The sequence below is a fragment of the Collinsella sp. LCP19S3_D3 genome (genome assembly GCF_052121455.1).
Taxonomy (GTDB): Bacteria; Actinomycetota; Coriobacteriia; order Coriobacteriales; family Coriobacteriaceae; genus Collinsella.
Genome location: NZ_JBQKEF010000025.1, coordinates 1 through 14,386, shown reverse-complemented (window position 1 = coordinate 14,386; position 14,386 = coordinate 1). Strand labels below are relative to the sequence as shown.

The following is a 14,386-nucleotide window of genomic DNA, read 5'->3' as shown; positions in this document are numbered from 1 at the left end:
CCCACAGTTCGTCAACGTGTTCCTGGGCCAGATGTCCGTCGTGGGCCCGCGCCCGCCTCTGCCCAACGAGGTTGCGGAGTACACCGAGTACGACCTGCAGCGCCTGGCCGTGAAGCCCGGGATCACCGGCTGGTGGCAGGTGACGGATCGCAACTCGACCGGGTTCGACGGTATGGTCCAGCGCGACCTGGAGTATATCGCCAACAGGGGTGTCGTCACCGACCTCAAGATTGTCGTCCTCACGGTTATCGAGGTCATCACCGGTAAGGGTGCGTGCTAATGCTCGATTGTTATTCAAAATACCCCGAACTCAATCGCGTCCCGGTAATTGATGTCCCAATTACCGGGACGAATATGTCTAGCTGCATTCAATTTCTCACTAAGCATATCGATGAGCTCCATGGCGAATACGTATGCGTTTCAAATGCTCACACGTCCGTTATGGCCCACGATGATCCATCTTATTGGGCTTGCCAGGCTGAATCTGTCATGTCCGTTCCCGACGGTAAACCCCTGTCAGTTTTGGGGTCTAAATCAATTGAATCAATGGACCGCGTTACTGGTCCGGACCTGATGCGCGAGATTTTCAAGATTTCCAATCAATACGGATGGAGTCATTATTTCTACGGAAACGAGCAGAAGAACCTCGACGCTCTAAAGCAATCGCTTCAAAAAACCTATCTTGGCCTGAACATCGCAGGCATGGAGCCATCAGTTTTCCGGCCTTTGACAGAAAATGAGAAGTGCGAGCTCTCCAAGCGTATTGCCGATTCTGGTGCCGATTTTGCCTGGATTGCTCTGGGCGCCCCTCGCCAGGAAGTCCTTATGTACGAGCTCAAAGGCGGCCCTCAACCTTTGATGATTGGCGTCGGCGGCGCATTTAACGTTCTCGCTGGCGTGGTGCCGGAAGCGCCTATATGGATGCAAAACCTGAGCCTCGAGTGGCTATACCGCTTGATGCAGGAGCCGAAGCGGCTCTTTAAACGATACCTCGTTACTAATACTAAATTCCTCTTTTATCAATTCACTGGCGCCAAGCGCAAGGAAGGCAAGTAGGTGAAATCCACGACTGCGTTCAAAGACAAGACCCTCATGATCACGGGCGGCACCGGCTCGTTCGGCAACACCGTGCTCAAGCACTTCATGAACACCGACCTGGCCGAGATCCGCATCTTCTCCCGCGACGAGAAGAAGCAGGACGACATGCGCCACCGCCTGCAGGAGAGGTCCCCGGAGCTCGCCTCCAAGGTGCGCTTCTTCATCGGCGACGTCCGCAACGCCCAGAGCGTGCGCGACGCCATGCACGGCGTGGACTACATCTTCCACGCGGCGGCCCTGAAGCAGGTGCCCTCCTGCGAGTTCTTCCCCATGGAGGCCGTGCGCACCAACGTCATCGGCACGGACAACGTCCTGCACGCCGCGATCGACGAGGGCGTGGACCGCGTCGTGTGCCTGTCCACCGACAAGGCCGCATACCCCATCAACGCCATGGGCAAGTCCAAGGCCATGATGGAGTCCATCATCTACGCCAACGCCCGCAACGGCGCCGGCCGCACCACCATCTGCTGCACCCGCTACGGCAACGTCATGTGCTCGCGCGGCAGCGTCATCCCGCTGTTCATCGACCGTATCAGGAAGGGCGAGCCGCTCACGGTCACCGACCCCAACATGACCCGCTTCCTCATGAACCTGGACGAGGCCGTCGACCTGGTGCAGTTCGCCTTCGAGCACGCCAACCCCGGCGACCTGTTTATCCAGAAGGCGCCGGCCTCCACCATCGGCGACCTCGCCGAGGCGGTCCAGGAGGTCTTCGGCCGCGTGGGCACCCAGGTGATCGGCACCCGCCACGGCGAGAAGCTCTTCGAGACCCTCATGACCCGCGAGGAGCGCCTGCGCGCCGAGGACATGGGCGGCTACTTCCGCGTGGCCTGCGACTCGCGCGACCTCAACTACGACAAGTTCGTCGTCGACGGCGAGGTGGAGACCCAGGCCGACGAGTCCTACACCTCCCACAACACCGAGAGGCTCGACGTGGAGGGCACCATCGCCAAGATCAAGACCGCCGAGTACGTGCAGCTGGCGCTCGAGGGCCGCGAGCACGAGGCGGTGCAGTAGGGTGCGCGTCCTCGTCACCGGCGCGAAGGGATTCGTCGGGAGGAACCTCTGCTGCGCGCTGGAGAACATCCGCGACGGCAAGGACCGCCGCGCCAAATACCAGCAACTCCTTCCCCTCGAGGTCATGGAGTACGACATCGATTCGACTCCCGGGGAACTAGATGCGTACTGTTCCCGCGCCGACTTCGTCTTCAACCTGGCCGGCGTCAACCGTCCCAAGGACCGGGCGGAGTTCATGGAGGGCAACTTCGGGTTCGCCTCCACGCTGCTCGAGACGCTCGAGCGCCACGGGAACACGTGCCCCGTCATGCTCTCCAGCTCCGCGCAGGCGAGCCTGTCCGGCCGCTTCGAGGGCTCCGTATACGGCGAGTCGAAGCTAGCGGGGGAGGGCCTCTTCCGCGAGTACTCGGAGCGCACGGGCGCCCCGGTGCTCATCTACCGCTTCCCGAACCTCTACGGCAAGTGGTGCCGCCCGCGCTACAACTCCGCCGTGGCCACCTTCTGCGACGCCATCGCGAACGGACGTCCCTACACCGTGAACGACCCCAGCGTGGAGCTCGAGCTCCTCTATATCGACGACCTCGTCGACGAGATGCTGGGTGCGCTGCTGGGCGAGGAGCACCGCTGCGGCTACGAGGGTCTTTACCGCGTCGACGGCGACGGGTTCTGCTACGTCCCGGAGACCGACGTGAAGACGCTGGGCGAGATCGTGTACCTGCTGGGCACTTTCCGTGACAGCCGCGAGACGCTTTCGGTGCCCGACCTTTCGGAGGGCTCCTTTTCCAAGAAGCTCTGGAGCACGTTCCTGTCCTACTATGAGCCGGGGAACTTCGCCTACGGCCTCAGGCCCAACGTGGACGCGCGCGGCTCGTTCACCGAGTTCCTGCGCACGCCCGAGCGCGGCCAGGTCTCGATCAACGTGTCCAGGCCCGGAATCACCAAGGGCAACCACTGGCACATGAGCAAGTGGGAGAGGTTCCTGGTGGTCTCCGGCACAGCGTCGATCAAGCTGAGGAAGGTGGGGAAGGACGCCGATGGAAACCCGTTCCCCGTCGACGAGTACACCGTCTCCGGCTCGGACATGCGCGCCGTGGAGATGATCCCCGGCTACACGCACTCCATCACCAACCTGTCCGACACCGAGGACCTCGTGACGGTCATGTGGGCCAACGAGCCCTTCGACCCCGAGAACCCCGACACCTACTACGAGGAGGTCTAGCCGCATGGGCAAGGACTATTCCGATATCGCATTCAGGGACGATGGCCGCCTGAGGCTGCTGATCATCGTGGGCACGCGCCCCGAGGTCATCCGCCTGTCCGAGGTCATCAAGAAGTGCCGCCGTCACTTCGACTGCCTGCTGGCGCACACCGGGCAGAACTACGACTACACGCTCAACGGCATCTTCTTCCGCGACCTCTCGCTCGACGACCCCGACGTCTACTTGGACGCCGTGGGCACGGACCTCGGCGAGACGGTGGGCAACATCATCGCCGCCAGCTACAAGCTGATGGCTGCCACAAAGCCCGACGCCCTGCTCATCCTGGGCGACACCAACTCCTGCCTGTCCGCCATCGCGGCCAAGCGCCTGCACATCCCGATCTTCCACATGGAGGCGGGCAACCGTTGCAAGGACGAGTGCCTGCCCGAGGAGACCAACCGCCGCATCGTCGACGTGATCTCGGACGTGAACATGGCCTACTCCGAGCACGCCCGCCGATATCTCAAGGACACCGGCTGCGCGCCGGAGCGCACCTACGTCACGGGCTCCCCCATGGCCGAGGTCCTGCGCGCCAACCTGGAAAAGATTGAGGCGTCGGACGTCCTCGAGGAGCTCGGCCTTGAGCCGAAGAAGTACATGCTGCTCTCCGCTCACCGCGAGGAGAACATCGACACCGAGGCGAACTTCACGAGCCTGTTCACCGCCATCAACGCTCTGGCCGAGAAGTACGACATGCCGATCCTGTACTCCTGCCACCCGCGCTCCCGCAAGCGCCTCGAGGCCACCGGCTTCAAGCTGGACCCGCGCGTGCGCATGCACGAGCCCATGGGCTTCCACGACTACAACTGCCTGCAGATGAACGCCTTCGCGGTGGTCTCCGACTCAGGCACCCTGCCCGAGGAGTCGAGCTTTTTCGCGAGCATCGGACATCCGTTCCCGGCGGTGTGCATCCGCACCTCGACCGAGCGCCCCGAGGCGCTCGACAAGGCGTGCTTCACGCTTGCCGGCATTTCCGAGCGAGGCCTTCTGCAAGCCGTGCATACTGCCGTGGCCTTGGACGCCGAGGGCAGCTACCCCGAGGCGCCCGTTCCCGACTACGCCGACGAGACCGTGTCCACCAAGGTGGTCAAGATCATCCAGTCCTACACCGGCATCGTCGACCGCATGGTCTGGAGGAAGTTCTAAAGGCATGGAGGACGCGCTGACGACAGACGCACTGGTAGACGAGGCCCTCGGACTTTCAGGGGGGCTAAACAGACCGTTGCGCTATGTTCAGATCAACAGTTTCTACAACGGGTCGACGGGCTCCATTATGCGTCGGCTCCATTCTCAGCTTGGGGAGTGCGGCGTCGACTCCTACATCTTCTGGGGCCGCCGTCACGAGACCATAAGCGACCATGAATGGTGCTTCGCAACCAAGTTCGGCTACCTCAACCATGGGGTCAAGACCCGCTTGTTCGACCGCATGGGATTTTACTCCAAACGCGATACCGCGCGACTGCTGAAGAGGCTCGACGAGATAGATCCCGACGTGGTGCACTTGCACAACATCCACGGCTACTACGTCAACATAGAGATGCTATTTGTGTGGCTTGCGAGTCACCGCTGCCAGATCAGGTGGACCCTGCACGACTGCTGGGCTTTCACGGGCCATTGCGCGTACTTCACATATGTGAAGTGTGCGCAATGGCAGTCTCATTGCGCGTACTCCGAGAGCTGCCCGCAGCTCCACACCTATCCATACACGATCTCCAAGGCCAACTGCGCGAGGAACTTCGAAGACAAGCGGCGAATATTCACCAGCGTCCCGGTCGACCGCATGACGCTCATCTCGCCCTCCCAGTGGCTTGCAGACCTGGTGGGGGAGAGCTTCCTTTCCAAGTACCCCGTAGAGGTTCGTCACAACACCATCGATACGACCGTCTTCAAGCCCACTCCGAGCGATTTCCGCGAGCGCTATGGCATCGGTGACCGCTTCATGATTCTCGGTGTCGCAAGCCCGTGGACCGAGCGCAAGGGATTGCCTGACTTCGTCCGCCTGGCCAGCGAGCTCGACTCAGAGAAGTTTGCCATCGTCCTCGTTGGCCTTTCGGGTCGGCAGCTAAAGGCGCTTCCCCAAAGCGTTATTGGTCTAACGCGTACCGATGCTCCCCAGGAACTCGCCGGTATCTATACAACGGCCGATGTTCTATTCAATCCTACCGTCGAGGACAACTATCCCACGGTCAACCTCGAGGCTGAAGCCTGTGGTACCCCTGTTGTCACTTACGATACGGGCGGGTGCAGAGAGACGCTTCATCGTGCCGATTCGAGCTTTGTCGTCGACTTTGATCAGGCTCTATCTCTGATAGAGAAAGGCTTAAAATAATGAGAACTGACCAAGCCACTCCTGCCGCACAGGGGTATAAGCGCATAGCGAAAGTTCCTCTAAAGGGCGCGCTGCTTGTCATAAACAAATTGTCGAATAAGACGTACAAAAAACTATATCCCCGCTACTTGGCCTGGCTCGGCGTCAACATCTCGGATAAGTTCTCCGAGTATGGCGATCCATGGATAAGCCCACAGTGTCGCTTCGATGCGGCAGGATACAACCTCATCACCTTGGGTGATGGGGTCACCATTAGCTATGGTACGTCCATCCTCGTGCACGACTACAGTATCGATAAGGCGTTGTATGCTCGTCGCGGGACGCATGGAAAGTTCCTAAAAGCTGTGTCTATTGGCAGAAACTGTTTTATTGGCGCGAACACGATGATCCTACCTGGCACCGCAATCGGCGATGACTGCATCATCGGGGGGGGGTCGGTTGTCAAAGGCCGCTTTCCGGACGGGTCAGTCGTATGCGGCAACCCCGCGCGCGTCGTTGGGACTATAGATGAGTTCCTTGCAAAGCACGAGGCTAAAGAGGATATCATTTATGGACTTTCCTAAAGCGAAGGTGCTTCTGATTTCGCGCCTTGATGGGACGAGGGGGCCACTAGGCGTAGCCAAATCGGTTCATTTACGTCTTGCTCGGAATCATGCTTGTCAGCTTGTGGAGGTCTCCTCCTTTGCCGATGTGCTCAAACTCATCATAAAAATTCCTTTTGCCTACAAGGGCTACTCCATTTGCGTTCATCAGAATGGGTTCAGGGTGCCTATGGCGCTCTGCATGCTATCGAAGGTTAATCGTGCTAATGACTACTACCTCGTGGTGCACGGCATTGCGGCTGAAGAGAGCAAATATCGGCCGGTGCTCCCCCGCGATCTTAAGCTTGAGCCGAAGTTAATTAAGGAATTTCCGAATCTTATCTGCGTTTCCAAGTTTGAGGCTGGAGTCCTCGAGAGGCTGTACGGCCGCACCGAGAACGTTACGGTGATTGGGAATGGAGTTGACCTTCCCGGCGCTGCTGACCTTGATGCGCTCTTAGCCAAGAAGCGCTCCTCGAATCCTCCCGTCGTTATCACGACAGGAGGATTCGAGGAGTGCAAGGGCTGCGACCTCGCACTCTTTGCGCTGACGAAGTATACTGCCCTGACGGGCGTCCAACCTAGGCTCATCGTCTGCGGACGAGATTCCCAGGCCGTTGGCTCCAACCGTGCTCTCTGCGAGAGGATGGCTAAAGAGGGTGGCGTCGAACTCGACTACCGTGGCGAAATCTCCGATAAGGAAGAGTTGATGGAGCTCTATCGGGAGTCTGACTTCTATGCCGGGCTCAGCAGATTCGATACCTTCAATGTTTCCGTCTTGGAAGGTGCTGCATCCTGCTGCGTACCCATCGTTTCCAAGGAGTGCGGTGCTGCTGCCCTCTTCGACGAAACCAACTCGATTTGCTGCGATATCAACGAGGCTAGTTGGGTTGACGAGGCTGCCTCATCCCTTTTGCATCTATGTTCTGACAATGATCTCTATCGCGAGGCCGCAAGCCGCTCCTACGCTGTTGCCGCAGCGAATACTTGGGATGCAGTGGCGGAGCGCTATTGGGAGGTTCTTTCGAATGACGAATAGCGCTACTCCGGATCAGTCCGCGAACCTATCGGTTTCAGCAAGGAGCTCAGCCTTCTTCTGGATGGGTTTTTGGGCCCTATTCGCTAAATTCTTCCTCCAGGCCACTGCTGTCATTGTGGTGGACGACGTGCTTCTTAAGGTCTTGCTACTGTTTGGCTGCGCCTTTTTATCGTTTAGGGCGGTTGCTCTTTTCGTCGAGGGCTCTTCGAGCGGCTTGGGAATTATTGGTATTTGCCTCGGCATTGTGTCCTACGTTCTGTCCGGCGAGTCTGTTTTGCTTACCACCTCACTTCTTCTTGCGGCCGCCCATGAAATTGACCTGCAATCCATTCTTAAATGCTGGAGTCGTGCCGTGACGGTCATTATCGTGCTCATGCTTTGGGCGTATGTCATCGCACGGTTGATGGGCATGACGATTGGATTGCAATGGTCCGATATCGGAGGACTGTCTTCGAACCGTAATGCATTGTTCTTTATCCATCCGAATTATTGCTCTGCTGTATTCTTCGCTTGGGCTATGGCTGCGTGCTGTCGAATGGATGTCAGCATGGCGCTGAAGGGAATCGTCGGCGCGGTTTCCGCGGTCGTAATTATTGCGGTCGCTGGGTCGCGGACTTCGGCGGTCTCCCTCTTTCTCTTCTATGCTTTAGTGGCTGTATTTAAGGCTTGGTCAAGCTGTACCGGTAGCGGCTATGCTAAATGGGCTCCAAGGATTATTGCTGCTGTTCCTCCGGTTCTCCTTCTTTTCACGCTGTGGATTTCTGCCGTCTGGTTCATGGGGCCCAGCTTCAGCCAAACTGTGAGTGATTTTCTTACAGGTAGGCCTGCTCTTTGGTGGGCGCAGTGGAACTACGCCGGCCTCACTATTCTCGGACACCATGCTTTTGAAGGCGTTCTTCTCATTAGGGGCACATTTCACGATATCCATACTGTGGATGGAATGTATGCGTCGTTCTTGTTCAACATCGGAATTGCGGGCTTCATTTGGCTTCTGACGCTCGCTGTTCGAGCTTGTAAATTGAAGAGGAATCTCGACCCGCTCTTTGCGGCCGCCCTCATTGCAATCTTCGTCTTCGGCTTTACCGAATGGCACGCCGTTAACGCCGTTGTCTGCATCCCCCTTGTCTATTTTTCTCGAGGGATGACGCCTATTAAAAGGAGAGTACTCCGTGACTCTTGATATCCATAAGCCTCGAATTGCTCAAATGACCTGGTATCAGTCCCAGAACTACGGGACGGTTCTTCAGGCTTATGCCATGCAGAGAACACTAACAAATCTCGGGGCGGAAGCTCGACTCGTGAACTATGATCCAGCACCTTGGCAGCAGCGAAATCAATCTGCCCTGCGTAAGAGCAGGCCCTTTAGAGCTGCTCGTATGTTCCAGCAGCGTGCGATGGGGGTTGCGCCATTCGTTTCTGCCAAAAAGGATGCCGCGTTCAGGGAATTTGCTTCCACCTATATTGATGAGACCGAGCCAGTTGCCTCTCCAGCTGAATTTGAAGCCCTGAACTCGAGCTTCGATGCATTTGTCTGTGGCAGCGATCAAGTGTGGTCCCCACGTTGCTTCGACCCTCGCTACTATCTCGATTTCATCGCTGACGATAAGCCCCGTATCGCCTATGCCCCAAGCTTCGGTTGTGACTCGCTCCCGGATGCCGCCGCTGCAGCAATCGCTCCACTTGTTTCCAGCTTCAATGCCTTGAGCGCACGTGAGACTTCGGGCGCGCAAATGGTGAAGGACCTTAGCGGCAAGGAGTGTGAGGTTGTCTGCGATCCCGTGGTCCTGCTTGGTGCCGATGAGTGGCGTTCAGTCAGTAGTCGTGATATTCCTTTCGTCTCTGGGCACTACTGCCTCTGCTATTTCCTGGGTCGCTCCGAGGAAAACTGGACGCTTGCCCGTTCCGCTGCTAAAGAGAAGGGGCTCGACCTTGTTGTCATCCCTGTGTTTAACGGAGACATAAAGCGTGGGGACATGGTGCTCTCTGGCGTGGGACCACTCGAGTTTCTCTGGCTCATAGACAACGCATCCTATGTGTGCACTGACTCGTTCCATGGTCTCGTCTTCTCGACCCTTTTAGGACGAGACTTCTCTGTCTTTGAGCGCTTCAAACCCGGTAGTTCCGCCTCACAAAACGTGAGGATTGAGAACTTCTTGAGCCTGACCGACCTCGGGAACAGGCTGGTTCGGTGGGGTGCCAAGGACATATCCTGCGCTGCTGCTCCAGTCGACTTCGCTTGTGCAGAGGTTAGGATTTCCTCTCTTCGTCAGAGTTCTCTGGAGTATCTGCGACGGGCTCTCAAACCGGTGCTCGCTGAGCACTGATGACGTTTGCGGAACCATAAACCATTACAAAAGAAAGGTGGCGCAGATGCCTGCTAAGTACACAGAAGAGAAGAACGTTCTCATGCTTATGAGCCTCATGAAGCAGCATGGAGTACGAAAAATAGTTGCCTCTCCAGGGACCACGAACATATCGTTCGTGGTCAGTCTTCAGCGGGATTCGTATTTTCAGGTGTTCTCCTCTGTCGACGAGCGCTCCGCGGCCTATATCGCCTGCGGTCTTGCAGAGGAATCAGGCGAGCCTGTGGCTCTCAGCTGTACCCAGGCCACGGCATCTAGGAACTATTTTCCGGGACTTACCGAGGCCTATTATCGGAAGCTGCCCGTGCTCGCTGTTACCTCGACGCAGCACCCGGTTCGCATCGGCCAGAACATCCAGCAGGCAATCGATCGGACCATCCAACCCGTTGACACCGTGAAGCTGAGCGTGCAGGTGCCCATTATTCAGAGTGCCGAGGACGCCTCTTATGCCAACATCGCCATCAACCGAGCGCTGCTTGAGCTTCGACGCGATGGCGGGGGCCCCGTCCACATCAACCTCACCACGACTTATACCAAGGTATATGACACGAGTGAACTCCCAAAGAGTCGTTCTGTCATGCGCTACACGGCGGAAGACGAGCTCCCTCAGATTCCCCCCGGTTCCCGAGTCGCCGTCTACGTCGGCGCGCATAGCCGCTGGAGCGGAAGGCTCACCGAGGCCGCCGATTCGTTCTGCGAGGCCTACGGCGCATGCGTTCTCTGTGACCAGACGAGCAACTATTGGGGCCGTTACCGGGTGAACCCCTCGCTACTTTTTTCGCAGGGCAATGCCGTCGCCTCATCAGAGGTTATTGACGTCCTTATCCACATCGGAAACACTTCCGGAGGGGCAGTTCCAAGGCGTCTCAAAGCATCCTGGCGTGTCAATCCCGACGGGGAGGTGCGCGACACTTTCGGCTGCTTGAAGAACGTTTTCGAAATGTCTGAGGAGCGTTTCTTTGAGACTTATGCGTGTATGGCTGGATCAACTGCTTCGCCAGCGTACCGAGAAGAGTGCGCGCGTGAGGTTAACGCAATTATGGCTAAGGTCCCTGAATTACCCTTCTCAAACGCTTGGATGGCTCAGCAGACCCTGCCACGCCTCCCTGAGGGTTCTATGATTCACATGGGTATTTATAATTCGTTGCGTACGTGGAGTCTCTTCGAGGGCAACCGGGTACGTGGATACTGCAACACGGGCGGATTTGGCATCGACGGCGGTGTGTCAAGCCTGTTGGGAGCGTCGCTGGCCACGGATGCCCCCTGCTTCGGCGTGTTTGGTGACCTTGCATTCTTCTATGACATGAATGCGCTCGGCAACCGTCATGTTGGTAATAACCTGCGCATCCTTATCGTTAACAACGGATGCGGCGTCGAGTTCAAGAATCACATCAATCGCGCTTATCCCCTTGGCGAGGAGGCCGACCCCTACGTGAGCGCCCGTGGCCATTACGGGCGTCAGTCGCGTAAGCTTGTCAAGCACTTTGCCGAGGACCTTGGATTCGAATATAGGGGCGTTGAGGCAAAAGATGAGTATCTAGCTGCTGTCGACCTGCTCGTCTCACCCGAACCGCATGACCGCCCCGTTCTGGTTGAAGCGTTCGTTCGACCCGAGGACGACACCGAGGCGCTTAAGGCCCTTTACAGCATCGAGGAGACTGCAATGGGGAATGCCAAGGCTGCTATCAAATCTGCTATTGGCGAGAAGGGTGTACGCATGCTGAAGGGACTCGTTCGATGAGGGCGTTGCTCCTCGGGGGTACGGGTGCGATGGGAGGCTACCTCCAGGGGGCACTTTCCTCACGTGGATGGGACGTCTTTGTAACCTCCCGAAGTGCTCGAAAATCGCAGGGTCCGGTCACCTATCTTCGGGGCAATGCGAAGGACCCTGCATTTCTCGCCGAGGTGCTAAGGGTTGGCTATGATGCCGTAGTCGACTTTATGACATGGAACCCCGAGGTGTTTCGCTCGGTGTCCGAGCTCATACTTGCTTCGGCTGACCGCTACGTATTCCTCTCGTCCTACCGTGTCTTTGCTGATTCGCCGATTATTAATGAGCGAAGTCCGCGTCTTCTTGAGAAGTGTCCCGACGAGAGGTATCGCGCCGGTGGAGAGTATGCGATCATCAAAGCTCATGAGGAGGATATCCTTCGATTCGGCTCGATGGGGAACTGGACCATCGTGCGTCCCGCCATAACCTTCTCGGGCGATGGTGCGGGCAGATTCCAACTCTGCACATACGAAAGCGGCCTCTGGCTCTGGCGTGCTTTGAAAGGGCTCCCGGTTCCCGTCGTTTCCGAGATGATGGGGAAACAGTGCACGCTCACATGGGCAAGCGATGTCGCGCGGATGATCGCGCTGCTGGTCGAGAATCCCGATGCTGCCGGCGAGGACTTCAATGTAGCGACCTCGCAACACCAGACGTGGGGCGAAGTGCTCGGCCTATATTGCTCCGTCCTACCGGTCGAGACGTGCGATGTGACGCTTCGCGACTACGAGTCCCATTGCGGTTCCGCTGTGAAGGAATACGGCTACATTCCCCAGGTTCGATACGATCGCATGGTCAATCGTATCCTCGACAACTCGAAGGCGCTTAAGTTCACGGGGCTAGTGACTGGCGACCTTACCGACGTCCGGGAGGCACTTCCTCGGGAGCTCTCGGCCTTTCTTTCGCGTAAGCCGCGCCTCTCCACATCTCCGACGGTGCAAGGACGGCTAGATCGCATATCGGGGTCGTCGCTGCCGCTTCGAGTCATCTCAGATGAGTTCGGGAAGTCCGGTTCTTTTAAGTATGTCGCCGCAAAGTTTGGGTTGGTGTAAAGGAAACTTGAGTCAAGTAATTGAGAAAAAGCAGATCACTGGGGGTACTGAGCAATCACATGCCAAGGCTCTCATCAAGAACACGGGAATCTTTGCTATAGGCACGTTCGGTTCGAAGATTCTTACCCTGCTGATAATCCCGCTCTGTACGCATTACATCGCGACGGACGACATGGGTGTCTATGACATGGTTTACACCATAATCGCCCTTCTACAGCCCATCGCAGTCCTTGCTATTCCAGAGTCGCTGTTCCGCTGGGTCATTGATGCTAAGGCCGATAAGAAAAGCGTCTACTCGACTTGGCTGGGTCTCTTTGTGGGGCTTACGGCGGCGTTTACGGCGATATTCTGGATTTGCTGGCTCGTTGTCGGCTTTGCTGATGCGGGCTTGATGTATGTCCTAGTCGTTTTGAGTTGCCTCTATCAGAGTTTCCAGTACGGTACGCGTGGCCTTCACAACAACAAGTTGTTCGCTATCTCGGGCATTGTTTACTCAATCGTCTACTGTCTCGGGTGCTTTCTCCTTGTTGCCGTCCTCAATGTCGGGTATCACGGACTTCTTTACGCGATGTTGGCCGCCACCATCGTGGCATCGCTATTTCTTGTTGCTCCGCAGAGAGAACTCAGGTCGTTCGCAGCGTCTGGTATTGATGGGGGAGTGGCGTTGGAGATGCTCCGCTACTCGCTCTTTCTGCTGCCTAACCAACTGAGTTGGTGGGCGATGACTATGCTCGGAAGACTGATCATCGTCGGTTTCATGGGGTACTCCGCAAATGGTATCTTTTCCGTGGCGATGAAGTTCCCCTCTGCGCTCTCAATGATTTTTAATGTTTTCACCCCAGCCTGGCAGGAGCAGGCAGTCATGCTCTTTGAGAAGAAGGGGAAAGACGAGTACTTCTCCAAGGTATTCAACCAGTACGCCATTTTGCTCGTTACTCTGCTCATCCCCGGTGTACCCGTGACCAAGCTCTTCGTGCAGCTTGCCATGGACTCCTCTTACTTCTCGTGTTTCAACTACGTCGCGCTTCTATACCTAGGTGCTGCCCTCAATGCGCTCTCTGCTTTTACAGGTGTACTCTATATGTGTGCCAAGGACACCAAGGGTGCTGCCAGCACCACGATTGTTGGTGCTGCCGTGAATATTGTGGTGTCGCTTGTGCTCGTTCCTACGGTTGGTCTGATGGGCGCAGCGCTGGGAAACTTCCTCGGCAATGCAGCCATTCTCGTTGCTCGCTTGAAGCAAACCCATAAGTACTGTGCGATGAATATCGACTGGACAAGACTTGTGTCCTACGGAGTAATTGTCATCGTAGTCTCGCTTCTTGCGACTTTTCTTACTTCGCTCGTTATGGTTGGCGTGCTGTTCCTCTTCTGCGCGATCCTCTTTTGTTTTGCTAACCGCAGCTCCGTCAAAAACCTTAGGGGCTTCCTTAGTTAATAGCATTGTATATAGAACAGGGGTGAGGCACGACTTCTGCACCGGGCTGCCAAACTTCCTGTGGCTCACCGACGTCACGCAGCTCGTCATTCCCACGGGAAAGGTCTGCCTCACCCCGTAATCGATTGTTTCGACGAGGCGATTGTTAGCTGGACCGCCTCGACCAACCTCGATTTCGAGATGACCAACTCGATGCTGAGGAAGCGTTCTCGAGACGGTATCTGAACTGCCTCCCATTCCTCGGACTTTAGTTTTCTGTCCAAGAAATGGGAGGCAGTTCACAACCGTGAGACCGGGCTGTGTTTCGTCAAGAGAATTTGAGCAAAAAGAGCATCGGAAATTGAGCAGCCTGAGCATCGGAAGCGCGCACGCTTTTTGAGCGGCTAGCCCTCCTGCATGAGGGCATGGCGGACGCGGTAGGACTCGCCGCGGAACTGGACGA

Annotated in this window: 13 protein-coding genes; all 13 read left to right on the top strand. The window is 56.9% G+C overall.

Features of this window, described 5'->3' with window-relative positions:
* A partial coding sequence (locus tag ACTQXM_RS08305; protein WP_441537549.1) for a sugar transferase occupies positions 1-280 on the top strand: 280 nt, incomplete at its 5' end.
* Between the two features lie 161 nt (positions 281-441).
* A complete protein-coding gene (locus ACTQXM_RS08300; RefSeq protein WP_441547640.1) occupies positions 442-1,056 on the top strand; it encodes a WecB/TagA/CpsF family glycosyltransferase in 615 nt (204 codons plus the stop codon).
* Positions 1,057-2,115: a polysaccharide biosynthesis protein gene (locus ACTQXM_RS08295; protein WP_441537551.1), complete on the top strand. Its 1,059-nt coding sequence runs from the start codon at positions 1,057-1,059 to the stop codon at positions 2,113-2,115.
* A gap of 1 nt (position 2,116) precedes the next feature.
* Positions 2,117-3,334: a polysaccharide biosynthesis C-terminal domain-containing protein gene (locus ACTQXM_RS08290; RefSeq protein ID WP_441537552.1), complete on the top strand. Its 1,218-nt coding sequence runs from the start codon at positions 2,117-2,119 to the stop codon at positions 3,332-3,334.
* Between the two features lie 4 nt (positions 3,335-3,338).
* The gene (gene wecB, locus ACTQXM_RS08285; protein WP_441537553.1) at positions 3,339-4,520 is read left to right on the top strand and encodes a non-hydrolyzing UDP-N-acetylglucosamine 2-epimerase; all 1,182 of its coding nucleotides are present in this window, start codon (positions 3,339-3,341) and stop codon (positions 4,518-4,520) included.
* 127 nt (positions 4,521-4,647) lie between these two features.
* Positions 4,648-5,703, top strand: coding sequence for a glycosyltransferase (locus tag ACTQXM_RS08280; RefSeq protein ID WP_441537554.1), 1,056 nt, complete (start codon positions 4,648-4,650; stop codon positions 5,701-5,703).
* Complete coding sequence (locus tag ACTQXM_RS08275) at positions 5,703-6,266, top strand: acyltransferase (protein ID WP_441537555.1); 564 nt, start codon at positions 5,703-5,705, stop codon at positions 6,264-6,266. Before ACTQXM_RS08280 ends, ACTQXM_RS08275 begins: the two co-directional genes overlap by 1 nt.
* A 103-nt stretch (positions 6,267-6,369) precedes the next feature.
* Entirely contained in the window at positions 6,370-7,323 is a 954-nt protein-coding gene (locus ACTQXM_RS08270) for a glycosyltransferase family 4 protein (RefSeq protein ID WP_441547639.1), read from the top strand.
* The gene (locus ACTQXM_RS08265; protein WP_441537557.1) at positions 7,313-8,503 is read left to right on the top strand and encodes a hypothetical protein; all 1,191 of its coding nucleotides are present in this window, start codon (positions 7,313-7,315) and stop codon (positions 8,501-8,503) included. The genes ACTQXM_RS08270 and ACTQXM_RS08265 overlap by 11 nt, the downstream gene beginning before the upstream one ends.
* Positions 8,493-9,647, top strand: a complete 1,155-nt coding sequence (locus ACTQXM_RS08260) for a polysaccharide pyruvyl transferase family protein (protein WP_441537558.1) — start codon at positions 8,493-8,495, stop codon at positions 9,645-9,647. Before ACTQXM_RS08265 ends, ACTQXM_RS08260 begins: the two co-directional genes overlap by 11 nt.
* Positions 9,648-9,693: 46 nt before the next feature.
* Positions 9,694-11,427, top strand: a complete 1,734-nt coding sequence (locus ACTQXM_RS08255; RefSeq protein ID WP_441537559.1) for a thiamine pyrophosphate-binding protein — start codon at positions 9,694-9,696, stop codon at positions 11,425-11,427.
* Positions 11,424-12,506, top strand: coding sequence for an NAD-dependent epimerase/dehydratase family protein (locus ACTQXM_RS08250; protein WP_441537560.1), 1,083 nt, complete (start codon positions 11,424-11,426; stop codon positions 12,504-12,506). The genes ACTQXM_RS08255 and ACTQXM_RS08250 overlap by 4 nt, the downstream gene beginning before the upstream one ends.
* A 7-nt stretch (positions 12,507-12,513) precedes the next feature.
* Positions 12,514-13,944 (top strand): oligosaccharide flippase family protein, encoded by a 1,431-nt coding sequence (locus tag ACTQXM_RS08245; RefSeq protein WP_441537561.1) that lies wholly within the window; start codon positions 12,514-12,516, stop codon positions 13,942-13,944.
* Positions 13,945-14,386 lie beyond the last annotated feature (442 nt).